Annotated in this window: 17 protein-coding genes; 9 read left to right on the plus strand and 8 right to left on the minus strand. The window is 46.0% G+C overall.

The features are described from left to right. The first annotated feature begins 82 nt into the window (after nt 1–82). The 3 genes from J3P40_RS01765 to J3P40_RS01775 are packed head-to-tail and all read left to right on the plus strand — an operon-like array spanning nt 83 to nt 3,901. Nucleotides 83–2,575, plus strand: coding sequence for a TonB-dependent receptor (locus J3P40_RS01765; RefSeq protein ID WP_256002203.1), 2,493 nt, complete (start codon nt 83–85; stop codon nt 2,573–2,575). A gap of 19 nt (nt 2,576–2,594) precedes the next feature. After that, complete coding sequence (locus tag J3P40_RS01770; RefSeq protein ID WP_256002206.1) at nt 2,595–3,149, plus strand: NUDIX domain-containing protein; 555 nt, start codon at nt 2,595–2,597, stop codon at nt 3,147–3,149. A gap of 2 nt (nt 3,150–3,151) precedes the next feature. After that, complete coding sequence (locus J3P40_RS01775; RefSeq protein ID WP_256002209.1) at nt 3,152–3,901, plus strand: lysophospholipid acyltransferase family protein; 750 nt, start codon at nt 3,152–3,154, stop codon at nt 3,899–3,901. On the opposite strand, the gene J3P40_RS01780 is transcribed toward J3P40_RS01775, so the two are convergent. Continuing rightward, a complete protein-coding gene (locus tag J3P40_RS01780) occupies nt 3,898–4,650 on the minus strand; it encodes a LytR/AlgR family response regulator transcription factor (RefSeq protein WP_256002212.1) in 753 nt (250 codons plus the stop codon). The two genes, J3P40_RS01775 and J3P40_RS01780, sit on opposite strands and share 4 nt — an antisense overlap. Next, nucleotides 4,647–5,672 carry a sensor histidine kinase gene (locus J3P40_RS01785; RefSeq protein ID WP_256002215.1) on the minus strand — a complete coding sequence of 342 codons (1,026 nt, stop codon included), beginning with the start codon at nt 5,670–5,672 and terminating at the stop codon, nt 4,647–4,649. Before J3P40_RS01785 ends, J3P40_RS01780 begins: the two co-directional genes overlap by 4 nt. Nucleotides 5,673–5,848: 176 nt before the next feature. Between J3P40_RS01785 and J3P40_RS01790 the strand changes: the two genes are divergently transcribed. The 3 genes from J3P40_RS01790 to J3P40_RS01800 all read left to right on the plus strand — a co-directional run bounded on the left by J3P40_RS01790 (nt 5,849) and on the right by J3P40_RS01800 (nt 8,380). Continuing rightward, complete coding sequence (locus J3P40_RS01790) at nt 5,849–6,037, plus strand: hypothetical protein (RefSeq protein ID WP_256002219.1); 189 nt, start codon at nt 5,849–5,851, stop codon at nt 6,035–6,037. Between the two features lie 223 nt (nt 6,038–6,260). Beyond that, entirely contained in the window at nt 6,261–6,638 is a 378-nt protein-coding gene (locus tag J3P40_RS01795; RefSeq protein ID WP_256002221.1) for a BlaI/MecI/CopY family transcriptional regulator, read from the plus strand. Continuing rightward, on the plus strand, nt 6,635–8,380 hold the full coding sequence (locus J3P40_RS01800) for a M56 family metallopeptidase (RefSeq protein ID WP_256002224.1): 1,746 nt from the start codon (nt 6,635–6,637) through the stop codon (nt 8,378–8,380). Before J3P40_RS01795 ends, J3P40_RS01800 begins: the two co-directional genes overlap by 4 nt. A gap of 79 nt (nt 8,381–8,459) precedes the next feature. On the opposite strand, the gene J3P40_RS01805 is transcribed toward J3P40_RS01800, so the two are convergent. From J3P40_RS01805 to J3P40_RS01820, 4 genes are all read right to left on the minus strand, one after another. Continuing rightward, nucleotides 8,460–9,230, minus strand: coding sequence for a succinate dehydrogenase/fumarate reductase iron-sulfur subunit (locus J3P40_RS01805; RefSeq protein ID WP_256002227.1), 771 nt, complete (start codon nt 9,228–9,230; stop codon nt 8,460–8,462). A 20-nt stretch (nt 9,231–9,250) separates the two neighbouring features. After that, nucleotides 9,251–11,230, minus strand: a complete 1,980-nt coding sequence (locus tag J3P40_RS01810) for a fumarate reductase/succinate dehydrogenase flavoprotein subunit (RefSeq protein WP_256002230.1) — start codon at nt 11,228–11,230, stop codon at nt 9,251–9,253. Nucleotides 11,231–11,253: 23 nt separating this feature from the next. Then, nucleotides 11,254–11,934 (minus strand): succinate dehydrogenase cytochrome b subunit, encoded by a 681-nt coding sequence (locus J3P40_RS01815; protein WP_256002233.1) that lies wholly within the window; start codon nt 11,932–11,934, stop codon nt 11,254–11,256. 187 nt (nt 11,935–12,121) lie between these two features. After that, the gene (locus J3P40_RS01820) at nt 12,122–13,630 is read right to left on the minus strand and encodes a Do family serine endopeptidase (protein ID WP_256002235.1); all 1,509 of its coding nucleotides are present in this window, start codon (nt 13,628–13,630) and stop codon (nt 12,122–12,124) included. A gap of 179 nt (nt 13,631–13,809) precedes the next feature. Here J3P40_RS01820 and dapF point away from each other — a divergent pair, with 179 nt between their 5' ends. Next, nucleotides 13,810–14,595, plus strand: a complete 786-nt coding sequence (dapF, locus tag J3P40_RS01825) for a diaminopimelate epimerase (protein ID WP_256002238.1) — start codon at nt 13,810–13,812, stop codon at nt 14,593–14,595. A gap of 9 nt (nt 14,596–14,604) precedes the next feature. Here the strand turns inward: dapF and J3P40_RS01830 are convergent, their stop codons facing one another. Both J3P40_RS01830 and J3P40_RS01835 read right to left on the minus strand, forming a co-directional pair. Continuing rightward, entirely contained in the window at nt 14,605–16,836 is a 2,232-nt protein-coding gene (locus tag J3P40_RS01830; protein ID WP_256002240.1) for a helix-turn-helix domain-containing protein, read from the minus strand. A 25-nt stretch (nt 16,837–16,861) separates the two neighbouring features. Further along, nucleotides 16,862–18,664: a DUF4153 domain-containing protein gene (locus J3P40_RS01835; RefSeq protein ID WP_256002243.1), complete on the minus strand. Its 1,803-nt coding sequence runs from the start codon at nt 18,662–18,664 to the stop codon at nt 16,862–16,864. 108 nt (nt 18,665–18,772) lie between these two features. On the opposite strand from J3P40_RS01835, the gene J3P40_RS01840 reads away from it, so the two are divergent. Together J3P40_RS01840 and J3P40_RS01845 are read left to right on the plus strand one after the other, a co-directional pair. Then, nucleotides 18,773–21,538 (plus strand): outer membrane beta-barrel family protein, encoded by a 2,766-nt coding sequence (locus tag J3P40_RS01840; protein ID WP_256002245.1) that lies wholly within the window; start codon nt 18,773–18,775, stop codon nt 21,536–21,538. Between the two features lie 4 nt (nt 21,539–21,542). Beyond that, nucleotides 21,543–22,295, plus strand: a complete 753-nt coding sequence (locus J3P40_RS01845; RefSeq protein ID WP_256002247.1) for a GLPGLI family protein — start codon at nt 21,543–21,545, stop codon at nt 22,293–22,295. The last annotated feature ends 14 nt before the right edge of the window (nt 22,296–22,309 follow it).

Here is a 22,309-nt window from a genome sequence, read left to right on the forward strand (position 1 = left end):
CGGTAATAAAATAGTTACTGCTTTCTTTTTTAAACGAACTGGCCGTTTCTTTGTCCCTCTAAAACACAAACGGGAGACCTAGATGAATAAAAAGACAATTAAGACACTATTACATTTCCTTATACTATTCTGCTTTGCCGGCGCAGTCCAGGCTTTTGCCCAAGCGCCTGCAGATGGTTCAATATCTGCTAAGGTCACCGACGCCTCTACCGGAGAGACGGTACCTTTTGCCTCTGCCGTTATACTTAACAGACAGACTAAAGCTGTAGTGAAGGGTGCTCAGTCTGACGCAAACGGCAATTTGAACATCGTCGGAATTCCTGCCGGTATTTATACTTTCAAAATTAGTTACGTAGGGTATCAAACCATGGTGCGCGATTCTGTCGCTATTGGTACCACACCGGTGAATCTTGGGACCATCAAGATGAAACCATCAGCCGGCACGGTGTTGAATGAAGTCAACGTTACCGCACAAAGGGCTACTATGCAACTGGGCATTGACAAGAAAGTATTTTCAGTTGATCAAAGTTTGGTTAGCGAGGGCGGGTCGGCCTCTGATCTGCTCCAAAACGTACCTTCGGTACAAACGGACATAGACGGGAATGTAAGTCTCAGGGGCTCAAGCGGCGTACGTGTGCTGATCGACGGTAAGCCTTCTGCAATAGCAGGAGGTAATGTCGCCCAAATTCTGCAATCGATACCTGCCAGCTCCATCGAAACAGTGGAGCTTATCACGAATCCTTCGGCGAAATACGATGCCGAGGGCCAGTCTGGCATCATCAATATTGTTCTTAAGAAGAATAAAAAACTTGGCCTTAACGGATCTGTTGCCTTAACTGCAGGAAATCGAGACAATTATAACGGGAATGCGAGCCTGAGTTTCCAAAATGGCAAAATTAATGTATACGGAAACTACGGTTATCGCTACGGAAACCGTTTAGGAGGAGGATATAGCAACGTGACGTATCTTGAAACGATAAACGGCAGCAATGTGATTACCGGTTTTGCCGATCAGACGACAGACTCGCGTTCTCTTGACAAAAATCATAACTTAAAAGGCGGGGTCGACTACACGATTGACGCAAAGAATGTGCTGAGTTTTTCTGGTGGATTCAACATAAGGGATAACACTCAGGATGAACTTCTGCGCGTAGACCAACTTAATGCTTCAGGCGATCCCATTAACCTGAGCAACCGTAAGAACGATAACACGAGGTCGGGAGGCAGTTATGATCTCAGTCTTGACTACAGCCGGAAGTTCAGCAGGCCTAAAGAAGAATTGACGGCTAACGTCAGCTTTTCGGAAGGCACTAATGACAATTTCCAATTTTACTCAACGGATGTGTTGTTCGGGGCTGATGGTGAAGCACCGTTGCAAACCGACGGAGGCGGCATCAACAGAAATTATGTTGGGCAAATCGACTACACGCTCCCTATTGGAGAAACCGGAACCTTCGAAGCGGGCTACCGAAGCCAGATACGTATCTCTGACGACGCCACCTATGCGGATCGTCTTAATGAGATCACTGGAGTTTACTATACCGATCTCCAACTGACAAATAAATTTAACAATAAAGATCAGGTGCACGCGCTCTATCTGAATTTCCGGAAACAGGTGGGCAATTTCGGCTACCAGATTGGTTTGCGAGGTGAAGATGCGAGATTAGATACAAGGCTGGGGACTTTTGATTATACCGGCGCGTTAAACTATACACCGGGCAAGGTAGATTATACGCGCATCTATCCAAGCGTGTTCCTGACGCAGAAATTCAAGGGTGAGCAGCAGGTTCAACTCAGTTACAGTCGCCGTGTAAACCGTCCGCGCGGGTGGGACACCAATCCGTTCCTGGATGTATCTGATCAGCTGAACTATAGACGAGGCAACCCTAATCTTCGGCCAGAGGATGTTCATGCGTTTGAACTAAGCTATAGTAAATACTGGTCGAAGGTTACGCTGACCTCAAGTGCTTATCTGAGACAAACGAACGACGTGATCCAACGGGTGCGGACTTTATATGAGGAGATCCCCGGCGTTACGCTTACCACGCCGCAGAACCTGACCAGAAGCATCAACAGCGGACTAGAGCTTATCGGTCGTGTCGATGTAGCTAAGGCTTGGAATTTTACTGGTAACGTGAACCTTTATCAGGCACACATAGATGCGGTGCCCGAGTTCGGTCTGACAAAAACATCAGGTTTCAGCTGGAATGCTAATCTTACCAATAATTTCGTGCTCCCTTACGGGGTTACGCTTCAGATAAAAGGAGATTACAGGGCACCAGAGGTGATGTCGCAGGGGAAAAGAAATGCCATGTATGCGGTTGATGCAGGTGCTAAGTATGATTTTAAAAACAAGCGCTCATCGCTTAGCCTGAATGTGCGCGATGTGTTCAATACCAGAAACTGGAGCATGACCACGACCGCTGATAACACGACGATCGATTTTAAGCGCAGAATGCAGGGCACAATGGCCAATCTGACTTATTCATATCGTTTTGGGCAAACTGATTTCAAGCCAAAACGAAGCAGGAAGCCTGAAACACAAGACATGGGCTCCGGCGAAGAACCTTTTTAAGTTTTCTTATATTTGACTCATGGAAGAGACCAATCCGTGGACTACTATAGCAAGTCATAAGATTTATGAGAATAACTGGATAGGCCTGACCGAACATCAGGTGATCAACCCATCCGGAGGAAAGGGAATTTACGGCGAGGTTCATTTTAAGAACCTTGCTATTGGCATCTTGCCTTTAGATGAATCATTGAATACATGGATTGTTGGTCAGTACAGATTTCCCCTAAAAGCCTACAGCTGGGAGATTCCGGAAGGCGGCGGCCCCCTCGATACTGACCCGCTTATAAGCGCACAGCGTGAACTGCTGGAAGAGACCGGAATAACGGCCGGGGACTGGCTTGAAATACAACGGATGCATTTATCGAACTCGGTAACCAATGAGTTGGCGATTATTTATATAGCCAGAGGGTTGAGCCTGGGCGACGCTGAGCCTGAGGAAACCGAGCAGTTAATTATACGAAAACTTCCTTTTTCAGAGGTATATCAAATGGTATTGAACGGGCAGATTACCGACAGCATGAGTGTTGCCGCAATACTGAAAACCAAGATCATGCTCCTGGAGGGGCAGCTGTAATGATGAATAAGGTATTAGGCTACATCTTTAGTCCGTTATTCTATATTGCCTTTTTTTCATTTCTGTTAATATTCCATCCCATACAATGGATTTGCTACCGGGTGTTTGGTTACAAGGCGCATAAGAAATCGGTGGATATACTGAATTTTTTTCTCACTTATAGTGATTTGCTAATGGGTGCCTCCGTGAGCTTCCGAAACGACCATGAACTCCCTTTGGGCAGGCCGATCATTTTTATTGCCAACCATCAGAGCATGTACGACATCCCCGCATTGATCTGGTTCCTGAGGAAATATCATGCAAAATTCATTTCAAAAATTGAACTTACCAAAGGTATCCCTTCCATATCTTATAACCTGAAATACGGGGGCGGCGCCAATATTGATCGCAAAGACAGCAAACAAGCTATTTCCGAGATCATCAAGCTCGGCCGGCGAATGAAGGAAAACAACTGGTCAACAATGATCTTTCCTGAAGGCACCCGCTCCAAAACAGGTCAGCTAAAACCATTTCAGGTTGGCGGCATTGCAACCCTGCTCAAGATAGTACCGCAGGCTTTGGTTGTCCCGGTAGCCATAGAAAACTCCTGGAAGCTCGTCCAATACGGAACCTATCCGCTCAGCTTTGGCGAACGGTTGCGATGGACGGTACTGACTCCAATTGAGCCTGCCGGTAGGCCAGTGGAAGAGGTGGTTGCTGAGGCCGAAACAGCTATCAGAATGCAACTTCGCCAGGTTATCGCCGACAGCTAGATATTTTTATTTTCGATACGTCTGAAAAATTCGTCCCGATATGTATCTCCTATGGGAATCACCTTCCCGCAGATTGAAATTCGGCTCCGTTCAATGCTTTCAATCTTGTCTAGCGATATGATATACGACTTATGCACACGTATAAAATGATTGGCCGGCAAAGTCTCCTCCATCCTTTTCATATTCTGCAATGTAATGACCCGTTCTGCCTTTGTGTAAATAGAGATATAATCCTTAAGCCCTTCGATATATAGGATGTCTTCCAGCGCGATTCGCTGAATTTTATGTTCGGTCTTTACAAAAATGAAATCCTGCACAGGAGTCGAAGCCGCGGGAGGTTTTACCGCAGGCAGATGGGGCGATTGGATGACCTGCACAGGACTTACATGTGCCGCCTTGGCATGAACCTTTTCAACAGCCTTATAAAACCTATCGAACGCTATCGGTTTTAACAGGTAATCGGAAACATTGAGATCGTAACTTTCAAGTGCATATTCAGAGTAAGCGGTGGTAAGAATGAAGTGAGCCTTAGCGTTGGCTATTTTTAGGAACTGTATCCCTGTAAGTTCCGGCATTTGAATATCGAGAAAAACCAAATCAATGCCACCAGCCTGAACAAGTTGCAGCGCTTCAATAGCATTCTCCGTTCTTGTAACAAGTTCAAGAAAGGGCACCTTGGATACGTAATCTTCAATGATATCAAGGGCGAGCGGTTCATCATCAACCGCAATACATTTTAATTTGATCATATGTCTAGCATTAATTCGCTGGTGTAGTGCGTCGCGGTATTCACTATGTTTAACTTGTACCTATCAGGATAGAGCAGTTGCAACCGACGCTCCACGTTGTTTAGTCCGACGCCTCCCATTCTGTCTTTGTTGCCATGGCTTTTTTTGTTGCTAATGCTGAAATGCAATATTTTCTGATTAGCGATAATATTGATCCGTATTGGATTTTCGGGATCGTTTGCAACCCCATGCTTAAACGCATTTTCAACGAAAGAGATAAGAATAAGAGGGACGATCCGTTGGTTATCAATCTCGCCGCTCATCGTCATGTCTACGTAGGCACCGTCTCTGAACCTTAATTTCTGTAGCTCTATAAAACTTTGCACATATTCAATCTCCTTGCTAAGAGAAACCCAGCTATCGTTGCTTTCATAAATCATATATCTCATGATCTCAGAGAGCTTCAGGATCGCGTCTGCGGTTTTATCAGACTTTTGGTAAGCAAGCGAATAGATATTATTCAAAGAATTAAAGAGGAAATGAGGATTAAGCTGAGATTTCAGAAACTGAAGTTCCATCTCCCTTTTCTCGTTCATCAGGTTGCGCTGTGCGCTTTCATTACCAAACCAGTCGATAGCGAATTTCAGCAGTGAACTGACAACGATAAAAAAGCCGGAAAAGAAGACAGACTTTACCGCAAAGCTCTCCAGGTCCTCACGCATAATGGTGTTGCCGTCCATACGATGTGTTAGTACCAGATCGATGTTGAGACTGGCCAGGAACGTCTTAATAAATGCCATGACGGCAATAACAAGGAAGATTGCAAAAACATACACTCCATATCGCTTCTGCTCCTGGATCAGCATAGGTATGAGCAGGGTATAGTTGATATAAAAAATCGAGAGGTTGATCACCGCATAGTAACCATATTTGATGACGATATCATAGCCCCCCAAATTTTGCCCTATTGCACCAACAACGGGTACAATGGCCATCATAAGCCAGAAAATGAGGTGAACGGTAAAAGCACTTTTATTCTTCATAACGGGTTCGGGGCATCGACGAACTGGCGATTTTAATCTACCAATACGGCAAATGTTCCAATTTACGACAAAACTACCGTTTTTACCTGTTCATCTAGAATTATATATGCTTCGTCTAAAAGATTTTAGTGGCAATTTTTATTTCATTCTCTTTGTTTCATCAAAACTCAACGATTATGAAAACGTCACCACTTTACCAATCTGTTTCACCCTTCCTGCTGTTGCTGGTACCCGTGTTTATCGTAATGATACTTACGCTGGTAGCTCACAACGCAAATACCGTAGGAGAAATAGAGGCCGCTGGGAACAAGCAGGCCGTAAGTAACAACATGATCGTTCAGGCAGGCACTTCCGCGGTTAGGTAACCGGGTGGCTCTGCGGCACAGAAATTGTAAAGTTTAGTTTTTAGTTAATAGTAAATCTGGCAGGTGGATACCTGCCATTTTTTTTGCAATCACCTCAACAACAAAATATTATTAATAATATTTTAAAAACTAAAATATTAGTTATACGTTTGTACTAAAGACTTAGTTGATGGCTTATTGCGCAGTTTGCCGTTACGGGTCTGTAACCTAATTATAAGACTGTATGGAAATAAAAGATTTAACAAAAGCAGAAGAGCAGATCATGCAAATCTTATGGCAGCTCGAGAAGAGCTTCGTCAAGGATATCATCGATCACCTGCCAGAGCCCAAACCTGCTTACAATACCGTATCCACAATCGTCCGGATACTCGAAACAAAGGGCTTTGTAGACCACGAGAGCTTTGGCAAGTCACACAAGTATTATCCACTCATCAGCAAAGAGGATTATAAACGTCACGCCACCGAAAAGCTTCTTGGAGGTTACTTTGAAAACTCCGTGGAAAGCATGTTCTCGTTCTTCGTAAAAGAGGAGAAACTTGACTTGAACGATGTTGACGAAATTCTCAAAATGATTAAGGACCTCAAAAACCGACCAAGATGACCTGGGCACACTATCTTCTACAAGTCAACATTTACCTGGTGGTATTTTATGGCTTTTACAAGCTCTTGCTAGATAAAGAGACCTACTTTACTTTGAACCGAATTTATCTGTTATCTGCTGGCGTTTTTTCAGTGATTATACCATTCTTGAGAATAGAGTGGTTTGTATCACAGCCGGCAGTTCAGCCCGTATACACCGGCGCCGTGCAAATTAATGATTATCTCGCCCAGGTGTCTTTAGCAGAAGCTCAACCCCAGTCATTCGGTCTCGGGCAATGGCTTGTGCTCATTTATTTTACCGGGGTAGCATTCATGATCATTAGGCTCGCTGTACGTTTGCTTTCAGTTAAAGAGCTGCTGAGCCGTCCATCCGACGGCAACGCCTTTTCGTTTTTCAGGACCAAATTGGTAGATCCCGCACTTCCAGGACTAAGCACCATCAACCGTCACGAAGAAGTACATATCAGGCAGTGGCACACAGCCGACCTGATATTTTTTGAGCTGGTTTCCGCCTTCCTTTGGTTCAATCCGGTGATATATTTGTATAAAAAGGCAGCCCAGAACATACATGAATATTTGGCCGATGAGGCCGCTGCAAAATTCCAGGGCGACAAAGAACAATATGCGCTGTTACTATTGAGTAACGCATTCAAGATTCCACAGAGCGAGTTGGTCAACAGCTTTTTCAACAAATCGTTAATCAAAAAAAGAATTTTTATGTTACACAAAGAGAGATCTCGGAAAATTGGTCTGATCAAATACGGCCTTTTCCTTCCACTATTTGCTATTGCACTTGTGATGTCTTCTGCCACAATAAGGCGGAGCAAACAGATTAAAGCAATCGCAGATGAAATACCGGCTGAGCAGCCTATAGCGGTAGCTAAGCGGGTTGTAGCAGCAGTCGAGCGTCAAGCCCCAAACCTCAAGGCAGCACAACAGCTAGTAAGGGTAGAGGAGACTAAGCAAACCAACCAAGACATTTTCAAGGAGTTCTATACTTATATGATGAAAGCTATGCGCTATCCGCCACTGGCGGCACAACAAGGAAAAGCCGGCACACGTATTATCAATTTTACCATTACAGATGGAGAGCTATTTGATATAACTAAGACATCTGAGACGCCTAGCCTTGGCATGGATGAGGAAATCATTCGAGTTATGAAACGCTATGACGATTACACAAAGCTCCCCAATGGAAAATTCAGCTTGCCCGTTGAGTTCATTTTAGCTGACAGCAGCAAGGAAATAAAGGGATCGGACACAGATTCTCAGATCATACCGGGATATACTCGACTTAGCAAGATAGTCATCCGTGGATATACGAAACAGAAGATAAATACCACCGTAGCAGAACCTCCTAGCGATGTATCTATTCAATCTTCCTCCACGACAAACACGGAAGGCGGCAAAGTCTATGAATTCACCACCATAGATAGACAACCTACATTTCCAGGGGGGATAAAGGAGTTTTTTGCGTTCATTCAAAGAACCGTTCAATACCCACAGGAAGCTCTGCAGCACAATGTGCATGGAAAAGTGTACGTCTCCTTTATAGTGGAAACTGATGGGCAGCTAGCCAATATAAAAATCGAACGAAAGCTAGGGTATGGAACTGATGAGGAAGCGGTTCGGCTAATCAAGTCCAGCCCGAATTGGGAGCCGGGAACAAAGGACGGAAAACCAGTACGTGTGAAATTTAATCTACCAATTGCATTCAATTTAGCGAAGGAAGACAACAATTAATTAATGCCTCAAAACAAAGCCCGGCTTATATTAAGCCGGGCTTCATTAATGTATTCCCTTGTCTCGTAGCATAAAACTATTAAATATCTTCCTCAGATACAAATTTGGCAGAATAAAAGTCTCGGTTCATTCTGGCAATGTTTTCCAATGAGATGCCTTTGGGGCATTCCACTTCGCATGCACCCGTATTTGTACAGTTACCGAATCCTTCTGCATCCATTTGCGCTACCATGCTTTGTACTCTCCTGTAACGTTCCGGCTGACCCTGTGGTAACAACGCCAATTGTGAAATTTTTGCTGACACGAACAACATTGCCGAGGCGTTTTTGCAGGTGGCTACACAGGCTCCGCAGGCAATACAAGCCGCAGCCTCAAAAGCTGCATCAGCTTGAGACTTAGGAATAGGAATAGCATTTGCATCCTGGGCATTACCTGTATTCACCGATATAAAACCGCCAGAAGCAATGATGCGATCGAACGAAGACCGGTCAACCATGAGGTCTTTGATAACCGGAAAAGCCTTCGCGCGCCATGGCTCAACCACTATGGTGTCACCGTCCTTGAACGAACGCATATGTAACTGGCAGGTCGTCACACCTTCCTTTGGTCCGTGCGGCCTTCCATTGATAAACATTGAGCAGGCGCCGCAGATTCCCTCGCGGCAGTCGTGATCAAATACGACAGGCTCTTCGCCTTTTGCAATAAGATCTTCATTCAGCACGTCAAACATCTCAAGAAACGACATATCCGGTGAAACATCAGAGACTTTGTAATCTACCAGCTGACCCTTAGCTTTATTGTTTTTCTGACGCCAGATTTTTAACGTCAAATTCATATTTCCTGTACTCATAATATTGAGATTTGGTACTCCTATTTATAACTTCTTTGTGCAACCTTAATGTTTTCGAAAGCCAGTTGCTCTTTATGCAGGGCAAAGGTTACATCACCTGTGTATTCCCAGGCGGCCACATATGAATAATTCTCATCATCGCGAAGCGCCTCACCTTCCTCCGTCTGATACTCTTCCCGGAAGTGACCACCGCAAGATTCATTTCTGTTCAGCGCATCCATACACATGAGCTCTCCGAGTTCAATGAAATCCGCAACACGCCCGGCCTTTTCCAATTCCGTGTTGAGCTCATTTGCTTCACCGGGTACACGCAAATCAGTCCAAAAATCCTTACGCAACTGCTGTATCTCAGCTATAGCTTCTGTCAATCCCTGTGCGTTACGCGCCATTCCGCATTTGTCCCACATAATTTTCCCAAGCTTTTTATGGAAATAGTCGACCGACTTTGTTCCTTTGATTGAGAGGAACTTGTCAAGCGTCGCCTTCACATTTGCCTCTGCTTCCACAAAAGCGGGGTGATCAACCGGTATTGGTTTGGTAGCCAGCTCTTTCGATAGATAAGCACCAATGGTATACGGTATAACGAAATAGCCGTCTGCCAGACCTTGCATCAGCGCAGATGCACCAAGACGATTAGCTCCGTGATCAGAGAAATTCGCTTCGCCAAGCGCATAAAGACCTGGCACAGTAGTCATTAGGTTATAATCTACCCATAGTCCGCCCATGGTATAGTGAACCGCCGGATAAATACGCATCGGCGTCTCATACGGATTTTCTCCCGTGATCTGTGCGTACATATCAAACAGGTTACCATATTTCTCCTTAATTACTTCCCGGCCCAAACGCATGCAGGTTTCCTTATCCGGATTATGGATATTATGTTTATTGGCCTCAATTCTGCCATAACGTTCGGTATTTGCGGTGAAATCCAGGTAAACAGCTAATTTGGAATTTCCTACCCCATAACCTGCATCACAACGCTCCTTAGCTGCACGTGATGCAACGTCACGAGGAACAAGGTTACCAAACGCGGGGTATCTCCGCTCCAGATAATAATCTCTTTCATCTTCAGGGATATCCGTTGGTCTGCGGTTATCATCTTTTTTCTTAGGAACCCAGATACGCCCGTCGTTACGTAATGACTCAGACATCAGGGTTAACTTCGACTGATGATCGCCCGACACCGGGATACAAGTTGGGTGAATCTGAGTATAGCAAGGATTTCCGAAGAATGCTCCCTTTTTGTGTGCCTTCCATGCAGCAGTCACGTTACTGCCCATTGCGTTCGTAGACAAATAAAATACGTTGCCGTAGCCACCGCTGCACAACAGCACGGCGTGGCCAAAATGACGCTCCAACTCGCCTGTAAGCAGGTTACGTGCAATAATACCGCGGGCTTTGCCGTCAACAACCACAACATCGAGCATTTCATGACGTGAATACATCTGAACTTTTCCCATGCCAACCTGACGCTCAAGCGCGCTATAGGCGCCAAGCAAAAGTTGCTGACCTGTCTGGCCCGCTGCATAAAACGTCCGCTGTACCTGCGTACCACCAAATGAGCGATTGTCAAGCAAACCGCCATACTCTCTTGCAAGTGGAACACCTTGAGCTACACATTGGTCAATGATGCTCGTGCTCACTTCCGCCAAACGATGTACGTTTGCTTCACGGGCGCGATAGTCGCCACCCTTTATAGTGTCATAAAACAGGCGATAAACGCTGTCCCCATCATTCTGATAATTTTTTGCAGCGTTGATTCCGCCTTGCGCTGCAATCGAATGCGCACGTCTTGGCGAGTCCTGAAAACAAAAGCACTTGACTTTGTATCCCATTTCAGCAAGCGTGGCCGCCGCAGAAGCTCCGGCAAGTCCAGATCCCACCACAATGATTTCAATACTGCGTTTGTTGGCCGGATTCACCAAAGGCATCGAAGAGCGGAGCTTAGTCCACTTCTCAGTTAGTTCCCCTTCAGGTATATGTGCATTTAATTCTGCCATTTTATTCAACTTAAGATCAACGATTATTTAATAAATCCAAAATGCGTTGCAATCGGCATAGCTGCAAAAAGCAGGGAAATGATGATGGAGTACCACACACCAACAGCCTTTATGATCGGCGAGTACTTTTTATGGTTCCAACCCAAGGTCTGAAAAGCCGAAGCAAACCCATGCAATAAGTGATAAGCCAGAGATATCATGGCCAGCACATATAACAGCACAATCCACGGATTTTTAAATGTTTCAACCATAACCGCGAACAAATCTTCCTGCCCCCTCACATCGGTGGTCGGGATACCGGTAAAACGCGACACAACCCAGAATTTCGATATATGAACAATGAGGAAAATCAATAAAAGCGTTCCAAGCAAGCCCATTGATCTGGAATACCATTTACTATTGGCCTTCCCGTTGGTGACCGCGTATTTCACCGGTCTTGCTGCCTGGTTCTGCGCTGCAAGATTATAGCCCTGATAGATGTGAAGAAGCAAACCTGCAAACAAAACGATCTCCATAGCCCTAATTATCCAGTTGGTAGCCATAAAATGGGCACCCATGTTAAATGTCAGTCCACCATCGTTCACGAATATGAGTGAATTGAGAAAGCAGTGCACAATTAAAAAAGTGATCAGGAACAGGCCCGTAATGCCCATAATTAATTTCTTCCCTATAGATGAGGAAAGTGCGTTTCCGAAACTAGCCATTTAAGATTTATTTTTTAGTTCTGTTGTGCAAAAGTATTTAATTAAAGAATTATTTAGTAAATACCCGGGGCAAAATAGCGGGAAATAAGCTATTTAGAAACATTCTAAAACTAGGCTGTATATGCAAAATAAAACGGGAGACCAATAATCAGTCTCCCGTCCAAAAAAATTAATTAATCAGAGGTACTTAGAACGTGAAGCTGAACGAACCTCTGGCACTCACCCCTGATATCGTGTTTGTACCTGAGCTGGACATAGCAGCCTTTACATCACCCGCACTGTTTACCGGCTTTCCGTTCACGCTGGTGATCACCAAACCTTTAGGGTCCCGGAACGAATCAAATGCTTTTCCTTGTTCCACATTAGTCACAATCACTCCATTTTTAACCCCAAACTTCGCCTTCATGTCGGCAGGTGCCGGAGCAAATGATGCGCCCAGACGCTCTACCCTCGTGCCTGATGCCGAAGCTGTTGAAGTGTTCACGCCAACACTGCTTTCACCCTTTAGAGTTACAGTAACATTCTTCATTTGTCCATTTCTTGAATAAGTGAGTTGCACTTTATCACCTGGACTCATACGGCCGATCTTTTCCTGAAGATCAGGTGAATCGTAAACGACATTCCCGTCCACTTTTTTGATGATGTCTCCTTTTTGCAAGCCAGCTGCAGCAGCTGCACTATTCGGCATTACCTCACTCACATATAGCCCGGTGATATCTTTTACGTCAAGTTTTTCAGCCTGATCAGCGTCAAGCGGAGCGAAAGACACGCCTATATAACCACGTTTTACTGCACCATACTTTCTGAAATCATCCAGAATCTTTTTTGCGAGGTTAATCGGAATCGCAAAACCGTATCCTTCATTCGTTCCAGTTCTAGACGCAATAGCCGCATTGATACCGATCAATTCTCCGGCAGCGTTCACAAGGGCACCACCGCTGTTACCAGGGTTGATCGCCGCGTCAGTCTGTATAAACGATTCAATACTGCTTGGCACAGGTGCCTTTCCGGTGCGCTGATATTCTTCATATTCCTGCTCTGTCATTTCCCTGTTTTGTGCCAGTATACCAATGCTCCTTGCTTTGGCACTCACTATCCCTGCGGTAACAGTTGTCTGTAAGTCCAGCGGGAAACCTACCGCCAAAACCCACTCACCAATCTGTACATTATCCGAGTTACCCATTCTGACAGCCGGCAGATTGTTCGCCTCAACCTTAATCAAGGCAAGGTCCGTATTAGCATCCTTACCAACCACTGTAGCACTTACTTTCCGGCGGTCTGATAAAATCACCTCAATTTTTGATGCATTGTCAATCACGTGATTGTTGGTCACAATGTAACCATCAGGCGTTAATATCACACCAGAGCCAGACGCTGCCCGCGGAACAGAAGGCATCCTTCTACCGCCCCTGCCGCCAAAAAAGTCTTCAAACATATCAAACGGCGAAGCACTGCGTTGCGCAGCGCCGCTTCCATAACTTGTCTTAATGTGAACCACCGCGGGTGAAACCGCAGCAGCGGCCTCCACAAAATCTATCGTGCCCGCTGAAGACAACTTAGGATTATTAGCAAAGATCACTTTCTGTTGTTCTTCGAATGATAGCGCATCCTGCTTTGGCTCGAGCATTTTGTAGCCGCCAATTGCCGCCGCACCACCTATGAATGCCGCAAGCACAATTACTCCCATTTTTTTCATCTCTATCCTGTTTATCGTCATACTTTTATAGCTGTTAATCATATCATTCTCATTATATAAGGCCGATACATTTTCTTTTGTTTCATTTATTCAAATTTAATACCATAAGAACGATATTTGCATCAGTAACACGCCATCAATTCTGTTAAAAAATGTTAAAAGGCCGTTACAACAACTAAATGGAAATCCAATTCTATAAATATCAAGGTGCCGGAAACGACTTTATCTTAGTAGACAACCGGTCACAGACCTTCCCTTCCGGCAATCACGAAGGCATAAAAAAGCTGTGTGACAGGCGTTTTGGCATTGGGGGCGACGGGTTCATGCTCCTGCAGAACCGTGAAGGCTACGACTTCGAAATGGTATACTATAACGCTGACGGCCGACCCGGAACCATGTGTGGAAATGGGGGCCGATGCATCGTCTCCTTCGCCCGCTTTCTTAATATAGCCGAAACCGAGACAAACTTTTTGGCAGTAGACGGACCGCACTATGCCAAAATTTCGGAATCAGGGGAATGGATTGACCTTCAAATGATTGACGTTGACTCAATTGCGAAAGATGATACCTCCTGGGTTTTAAATACTGGATCCCCGCATTATGTCCGGCAAACGGCCGACTTGGCAACCTACGACGTTTACAATCAGGGGAAAGCCATTCGCAACAACGACACTTATCGCGCAGAGGGCATAAACGTCAATTTCGTCGAAGATATGGGAAGCCATTTATTTGTCCGAACTTTCGAACGTGGTGTAGAAGATGAAACCTATGCCTGCGGTACAGGCGTAACCGCTGTTGCATTGGCTATGGCGGCACATAAGGGCCAAAACGGAGCTATTGAAACTCCTGTAAAAGTATTAGGTGGTGATCTGACCATAAGGTTTGACTACGACGGAAACCGCTTTTCCAATATCTTCCTTTGCGGGCCAGCTAAACAAGTTTTTCGGGGCACAGTTCAAATCTGAAAGACTGGGCTAGTCCCGATCCGCCAGATAAGCCGCTAATCCGATCTTGATTTCGCCAAATGTAAACTTATTGCCGAGATGAGTTCTTATGGGCGTTAAATTAACGGTTTGCAATACTTTTATGGCCTGCACAATTTTCTGAAGCTTTTTCGGTCCGATAATATCTTCTGCATTGATCTCCTGTGTAGCCACATAATGCGCAAGATGCCCCTCAATGGTAGCAACAACCATCTTCCGTTCAGCGGCTATTTCGGCGACGGTCTTACCCTGCTGAAAAAGCTCAAGCGACTGCAACTTGGTATCTGTTTTATCTTTCGGTTTGGCAGGTTTACCCTTTGCCGAGCCCGCTTTCTCCATTTGTATTGCGCGCTCTTCAGTGTTGATCAACCCATTAACGTGAGTCTTGGTAAATTCATCCCCGTTCAGCATAGCCCTTAACAGGGCTTCAGCTTTCTTAATTCTCTTCACTTGCTCAAAAAAGTTAGCTTCCATCTCCTGCAGTTCCTTTAGATAGGCCGCCACCTGCTTGTCCTGTTTTACGAGCTCAATCCGTTCAAATATACGCGCTGAAAATTCCGAGAGGCGGGGAGTGAAATAGTCGGCCGCCGCCTTTACCCGGTCTAGCAGTGCCGCCAAAGCGTCGGGCGATTGTGCCTGGGTCATTCTCCTGATCTGCTGAAGGAATTTTACGGCATGTGCTTTCAACCCGCCAAGGTCTTTCAACAGCTCAGCCGCCCACCGTGCATGCTTTTGCTTGGCCGATTTACTAATGTCTTTGGTATACGAATGAACGTGTTCATACACATAATTGTCCAGTGGCGTCAGATCAAAGCTTTCGAGCAAATAGGATCTAAGGTAATGTTCCGTCTCGGCGAGCATCTGGGCTTCCAACTGTTTCACTACGGGCTTGTTTCTTGAATAGGAAGACACATTATGGTCCTGACGGATTCCAGAGCCCTGGAGCCGGGACGTCAAAATCAGGCCATCAAGTGATCTGAGCCTCGACAAGGCAACATAAATCTGACCCGGCGCAAAAGCACTTCCGATGTCAATGATGGCCTTGTCGAAGGTCAGCCCCTGGCTTTTATGCACCGTAATCGCCCAGGCCAGCTTTAGCGGGTACTGCGTAAACGTACCGATAAGCTCCTCATTTATTTCTCCGCTCACCTTATCCGGACTATACCTGAAATTTTCCCATTTATATTTTTCGACGACAATTTTATCCCCGTTTTCGTCGGCCTGCACCTCAATACGATCAGTTTCAAGGTCAGTCACCGTAGCAATCTTACCGTTAAAAAACCGCTGTTCCCCGCTCGGATCGTTCTTTATGAACATGACCTGCGCGCCAACCTTAAGCTCCAGACTGTAATCCGCTGGATAAGCATAGTCACTGAACTCGTCTTCTACCTTGGCTACATACTTGAAAACACGGCCTCCAAGGGAGTCCAGGCTCTCCTTATTCAGCCCGTCGGCCTTATTGTTGTGCGTGGTGAGCGTAATATATTTTTCATCAGGAGAGGGCCTGAAGTCCGGGCGGTAATACCTGTCCAAAAGCGCCAGGTCTTCCGGGCTCACTTCGTTGTTCCTTAAGTTATTCAGCAGATTGATGAACGTATTATCTGCCTGACGGTAAATCTTCTTCAGTTCGATATACACAGGCGGATGCTGCTGCAAAGCCAGTGCGTCAAAGAAGTAGACGCTTTTATAAAACTGCCCCAGCAAACCCCATTCCGTCGGCTTTACAACGGGTGGCAGTTGATGAAGATCACCAATAAAAAGCACCTGAACTCCTCCAAAACTGTTAGCGTTTCGCCTCACATAGCGCAGCATCATATCAGCGGCATCGAGAAGATCAGCTCGAAGCATACTCACCTCGTCGATAATCAAAAGCTCCATATCGGTCAGCACCTTACGCTTCGCAGCATTCATATTCAAATGGCGCACTATGGACTGCGGAGTATGATAGTTAGCACTTAAATCCGCCGTTTCGGTATTTGGCTGTTTTGGAAGATAAGTACCGAAAGGCAGCTGGAATAAGGAGTGGAGCGTGACGCCTTGGGCGTTAATGGCAGCAATCCCTGTCGGCGCCGCTACTACTGCCTTCTTGTGCGTTTGCGCAATGAGGTTACGGAGAAAAGTGGTCTTCCCCGTCCCGGCCTTACCGGTGAGAAAAATATGTCTGGAGGTGTAGTTAACGTATCTTGCTGCCAATTGAGCAGGCCCGGCGGTTTCATCTTGCATTATTAGCAAAGTTAATAAGAAAAGGTCACTTGACCCTGATCAGCAGATATCCTTCATAAGCAGGCTGCGCCTCGGGTTCATCAGGCTTCGCGTCGCCATGATAAAAAGAAACACTCGTTAGCTTCAGACAATAGTCATAGCCTGCGGCCGATGCGCATAGCGAGAAATATTGCTCCGGCAGACTAAAGCTATCGCCGGAAAAATGAGAAGCTGCGCCTTTCTGGTAGATCTTGCTTAGCTTATTGAATGCACTCGTCAAATCTAGTTGTACTACCTTGGCCGTACCGATCTGTAAATGAAGTTTCCCCGCCGCGACGTGCTCTACTACAACCGGAACACTGCCTATTTCCGATTCCGTGCGCGACGAATAACCATTCACGGGAATCACGTAATCGTAACCGCTTACCTGAAGGGCACCGCCTGTTGGCTTCAGGACAACATACCGCATCACTTCATGAGGCCTCGTTACTTTAAGTATGGCAAATGCTGAATCCTTTTGCGCGGCCAGCCGCGTAAAGCGTGGGGCGCTTTCAGTAGCCCGCAATATTCGCTGCTCAACATCTGCCAAATCCCTCTTCGTAAAGGCCTGCAAAGCCGGTAGCCCATGCATGTCAACAAGATAATCAACCACTCCTGCCCGTTGGGCTACATCTTCTTTGTCTTTCGATGCCATAAGCTTTTTTAAGCGGCTCTGCTGCGAGAAGCGCGACAGCGAGGAAGCGCTTTGTGGACCGTAGACTGCCAGGAGTGCCAACACGCAGAGACTAACCGGAATCAGCATGATGTTCTGCTTTCTGCTAAGCAGAAAGTAAACCGTGATAAAGGCGAGCCATAAGGCCAGAATCACCAATAGATATCTCGGCTCTGTAATACCATAACGGCTTACCCGCGCCCATACTGCAAGCAGTAGTAAAATGACAAGCGGTATCATCATCACATAGAAAAACCGGGAAAACAGTCTTATCCACCCGTGGCCCTCCTGCGTGCGGATTGGATATACCAGCAGCAGCGATAATATGCCGAATACTGCGTAACCAAGGATCAGCATCGATACCAATCCCTTCGGCAACTCCCCGTTCACAATGATCTTTAGTTCATACACCAGTAAAATCCCCAGATAAATTGTCATTAAGGGTATCAGAACATACTGCGTAAAAACTTTAAGTCCTTTAGGATACGCTTCCTTCAAATCACCCCGCACAAAAACCGTCGGAACTCCTGCGAGGAAAAACACTGTCATAAAGCCGGCGGCAACTATACTGAAAAGCGACAGGTACACCTTATAGCTGATCTGCACAGCGAAGAGCCCGTCCACAGCCGCAAGCGCGATCGCCAATCCTGCGTAAAGTACCGCAGCATATAACGCAGCGGTTAAAAACCGGATGAAAAGACTTTTATTATATAGCCAAAAGTCGTTTAAAGTCCCGCTACCGCCTGTAAAAGGTGCGAAAGACACCAGTAAATGGAAAGCAAAAGCCAGAAGTACAACCCGGTATTTATCGGCAGTAAACACTTGCGGATCCAGTAAAAGAAACAGACCCAGGCAAAGCAAGATAACCAACAGACGCATTGTCCATACCGGGCCGGCCGACCATCGCCTTGCTTCTGCGAAGAGGTCGGCCGACAACAGCAGCGCCAGCCCGAAATTCAACACAAGAAGTGATTTTATCAATACATCATTCAGCGAACCGTTACGAGAATCGAGAGCGACAAGAAAGCAAAGGATCACAGAGGCGGCCACAGCAATCAGCACCTGTAAAGGAAATCTGCGTACAACCATACTGGCTTGCAACCAGAGCGACTTAACTGAAGGAAGTTTTATTTTCATGGAACCCATATCTAGCTTTTACATTTAACACTTCGGCCCTATTTCTTAACAAAGATTAACAATTTCAAATTATTGTTTAAGGCTATCTTGCAGCCGTAACCAAACTACATGAAGAAATTAACGTTGATGCTCTCAATATGGTGCGTCGCCTTTTGCACATACGGGCAAGGCCCGTATGCTGTAAAGGGCCAAATCACAGACACGGCGGCAACCTACCAGATGGTCAATACGACAATAACGCTCCTCAGGCAAAAAGATTCTACACTGGTCAGATATACACGGGCTGACGATCAAAGCCGGTTCAACATATCAGGGTTGACTGCCGGAAACTACATTCTGCTTGTCACCTATCCAGGCTATGCCGATTACTCTGAAATGTTTCGGCTCGACAGCGCCCAACAGCAAAAAGACTTTGGTAAAATCAATCTCATACTCAAAGCCACCCTCCTTAACGACGTGATTATTAAAGGCAGGGCTGTCGCCATACGTATAAAGGGCGACACTACGGAGTTTAACGCCGGCAGCTATGACATTAGGCCTAACGACAAAGTGGAAGATCTCCTCAGGCAGTTGCCCGGCATCCAGGTCGACAAAGACGGAAAGATCACCGCGCACGGACAAACCGTACAAAAAGTGCTGCTGGACGGAGAAGAATTTTTTGGCGACGACCCTACACTTGTGACCCGGAATATCCGGTCGGATATGATAGACAAAGTACAGCTCTACGATAAAAAGAGCGACCAGGCCACGTTTACCGGAATAGAGGATGGGGAAAAACAGAAAACCATTAACCTAACCTTAAAAGAAGATAAAAAGAAAGGACATTTCGGAACACTTGCGGCAGGAGCCGGGACAGATAATTTCTACGAAGCACAAGGCACTGCAAGCTTTTTTAAACAGAATCAACGCTTTGCACTGATCGCCGGATCGGGCAATACCGGCCAAAACAACATAGGCAACCGCTTTAGCGGTGCAGGAGCCGTGGAAGTCTCCGGCGATGGTGGGATCATGTCTTCCGGCGACGACTTTGAAAACTTCAACGGTGGATACAATGGTCAGGGTATACCAACGAATCATGTTGGCGGGGTCCATTTTGAAAAATCATGGAACGAAAATAAACGCTCGCTCAACAGCAACGCCAAAATAGGCTCTACCGGCTTGAGGGGAAATACCAACACCAGAAGTGTCAACACCCTTCCAACAGGCCTGATCAATACCGTATCCAGTCAGGATTTCGACAACCTGTCACTCAAAGAAAGTATTGATGGACGATATAAACACCAGTTCGACTCGACCTCGACCATAACCGTCACCATATCTGGCGGCATGGCGGATTCTAAAACGCGCAATACGTTCAACACGATCAGCAGCCGTGCAGATAATACGCCCATCAACACTGGCTTTCGCAGCCTTGATAACGACGGAGAAGATAAGTCGCTTAATGCTTCGGCATTTTGGGCAAAAAGGCTGAAGAAGAAAGGCCGAACTCTTTCCGTAAATGTAAAGCAATCGCTGTCCGATCATCAGACCGATGGGTATCTGAACAGTACAAACCAGTTCTTCGATAGCACAGGCGTCCTCAGCAGCGCACAGCAAGTCAATCAGTATAAAAGGAACCTCAGCACCCGCTCGGCCTTCAACAGCAATGTCACCTTTGCAGAAGCCCTTTCACCAAGCCTGGCCATTGTTGCCAATTATGGCTTTAACATCAACAACAGCAACTCCGACCGGCGATCTTTTAACCAGTCGGACGCCAACCGCTACGACATACTGGATTCCGTATTCAGCAACCATTTCGAATTAAATGAATACAGCAACCAGGGCGGCGCCTCGGTCAGCTATAATAAAGGAAAAAGCGGCCTCACCGCCGGTACACGTATCAGCGCAGTCCGGTTCAACCAACACGACTACTACACAGGAGACACATATAAGCGTGATTTTGTAAACTGGTTTCCTCAGCTCAACTATCAGTACAAAATTTCACAGCAAGGCCGTTTAACACTGAATTACAACGGAAATACTTCCCAGCCCCAACCAGAACAGATCCAACCCTTCCGGGAAAATACCGATCCGCTGAACGTGATCCTGGGCAATCCGGGCTTGCGGCCTTCCTTCTCCAACAATGTAATGCTGAGCTATTCATCGTTCAAGATGCTGACCGAACAGTATATTCATGTATATGCTTCTTACAACAATACTTTTAATTCGATAACCAACAACACGGTAACAGATCCTGTATCCGGAGCCAGCACCAACCAGGCCGTGAACATTTCAAATAAAAATCCTAACGGCCTTACCATTCAGGCTGCGCTGAACAGAAAAATCAAGAGCCTGGATGCCATGGGAGGTATTGAGTTTACCTTTATGAATTTTAACAGTTACGGAATGATTAACAACGTCCTTAACGAAAACAAATTCCTTGATATTTACGGTAATGTTAACCTGGCTAAATACAACAGCCGTTCCTATTCTTTCCGTGCGTCGGTAGGTCCGGCTTACACAGTGCTTTCATCGTCTTTAGGCAATACGAGGAGTGCTAACTGGGGCATAGACGCCACCGGAAACTTTTCCGTTAACCTCCCCGGAAAATTCGAAATCAGATCAGACGCAGTTTATGCATATAAAACAAAAACCGAGGCTTTCGACCAGAACCTGAACCGGTTCAACTGGAACGCGAGCATCAGCAAAAAGTTTTTTAAAACGGAAAATCTAAGGTTTACTGTACGCGGAAACGACCTCCTGAATCAAAACAAAGGGTTCAACCAGTCCATCAACGGAAACCTGATAGTCCAGAACAGGTTCACAAATATCAACCGCTATTTTTTGGGCAGTATAATATGGGACTTTAATAAAATGGGAAGCAATAAGAACTAACCGCATGAGAAAGCACATCACGATATTAATCACATTTTTAATGGGCAGCTTGTCTGCATATTCACAGCAGGCCCGCTTTCCAAAAAGCGGCTCCATTCTTTTCGAGAAAAAGGTCAACATGTATGCGCTTATCCGAAATGCTTCTTCCGCCGCGGGCGGCACGGATCAGCTTAGCGAATACAAACGGAGCAATCCGCAGTTTACTGTATACGAGAGCACTTTACTTTTCTCCGGAAACCGCACGCTATTTACGCCCGGACAAACTACGGCACAACATTACAGTGATTTATCCGGTTCCCAGCCAAACACCATTCTGACCGACCTTGCCGCGGGCAGGTTTACTACCGAGAAGAAAGTTTTCGAACAGACCTTCCTTCTGAAAGATACGGTCAGAAAGATCAACTGGAAACTAACAAGTGAGCGTCGGGAGATCGCCGGTTACGAATGCAGGCGGGCAAATGCTATAATTATGGACTCCATTTATGTCGTAGCATTTTATACCGATCAGATTCCGGTGTCGGGCGGCCCCGAATCCTTTCAGGGTTTGCCAGGCATGATTCTGGGCGTCGCGCTCCCGCACGAACACATCACCTGGTTTGCAAGGTCGGTGACCGACAAGGACATTCAGCCTTCAGCACTTCCGGAGCCTAAAAAGGGAAAACCGGCAGACATTTCGAGTCTGAGCAAAGCACTAAATGAAGTATTCAAAGACTGGGGACAGTATGCGCAGACTATGCTAAAATCTTTTCTGCTATAGCTAAGCCCACTATC

The organism is Pedobacter deserti, assembly GCF_024436415.1.
Taxonomy (GTDB): Bacteria; Bacteroidota; Bacteroidia; order Sphingobacteriales; family Sphingobacteriaceae; genus Pedobacter; species Pedobacter faecalis.

Excerpts from the sequence above, each read along its gene's own strand:
- J3P40_RS01765 (WP_256002203.1), top strand. The coding sequence starts at position 83 with ATGAATAAAAAGACAATTAAGACACTATTACATTTCCTTATACTATTC.
- J3P40_RS01770 (WP_256002206.1), top strand. The coding sequence starts at position 2,595 with ATGGAAGAGACCAATCCGTGGACTACTATAGCAAGTCATAAGATTTAT.
- J3P40_RS01775 (WP_256002209.1), top strand. The coding sequence starts at position 3,152 with ATGAATAAGGTATTAGGCTACATCTTTAGTCCGTTATTCTATATTGCC.
- J3P40_RS01780 (WP_256002212.1), bottom strand. The coding sequence starts at position 4,650 with ATGATCAAATTAAAATGTATTGCGGTTGATGATGAACCGCTCGCCCTT.
- J3P40_RS01785 (WP_256002215.1), bottom strand. The coding sequence starts at position 5,672 with ATGAAGAATAAAAGTGCTTTTACCGTTCACCTCATTTTCTGGCTTATG.
- J3P40_RS01790 (WP_256002219.1), top strand. The coding sequence starts at position 5,849 with ATGAAAACGTCACCACTTTACCAATCTGTTTCACCCTTCCTGCTGTTG.
- J3P40_RS01795 (WP_256002221.1), top strand. The coding sequence starts at position 6,261 with ATGGAAATAAAAGATTTAACAAAAGCAGAAGAGCAGATCATGCAAATC.
- J3P40_RS01800 (WP_256002224.1), top strand. The coding sequence starts at position 6,635 with ATGACCTGGGCACACTATCTTCTACAAGTCAACATTTACCTGGTGGTA.
- J3P40_RS01805 (WP_256002227.1), bottom strand. The coding sequence starts at position 9,230 with ATGAGTACAGGAAATATGAATTTGACGTTAAAAATCTGGCGTCAGAAA.
- J3P40_RS01810 (WP_256002230.1), bottom strand. The coding sequence starts at position 11,230 with ATGGCAGAATTAAATGCACATATACCTGAAGGGGAACTAACTGAGAAG.
- J3P40_RS01815 (WP_256002233.1), bottom strand. The coding sequence starts at position 11,934 with ATGGCTAGTTTCGGAAACGCACTTTCCTCATCTATAGGGAAGAAATTA.
- J3P40_RS01820 (WP_256002235.1), bottom strand. The coding sequence starts at position 13,630 with ATGAAAAAAATGGGAGTAATTGTGCTTGCGGCATTCATAGGTGGTGCG.
- dapF (WP_256002238.1), top strand. The coding sequence starts at position 13,810 with ATGGAAATCCAATTCTATAAATATCAAGGTGCCGGAAACGACTTTATC.
- J3P40_RS01830 (WP_256002240.1), bottom strand. The coding sequence starts at position 16,836 with ATGCAAGATGAAACCGCCGGGCCTGCTCAATTGGCAGCAAGATACGTT.
- J3P40_RS01835 (WP_256002243.1), bottom strand. The coding sequence starts at position 18,664 with ATGAAAATAAAACTTCCTTCAGTTAAGTCGCTCTGGTTGCAAGCCAGT.
- J3P40_RS01840 (WP_256002245.1), top strand. The coding sequence starts at position 18,773 with ATGAAGAAATTAACGTTGATGCTCTCAATATGGTGCGTCGCCTTTTGC.
- J3P40_RS01845 (WP_256002247.1), top strand. The coding sequence starts at position 21,543 with ATGAGAAAGCACATCACGATATTAATCACATTTTTAATGGGCAGCTTG.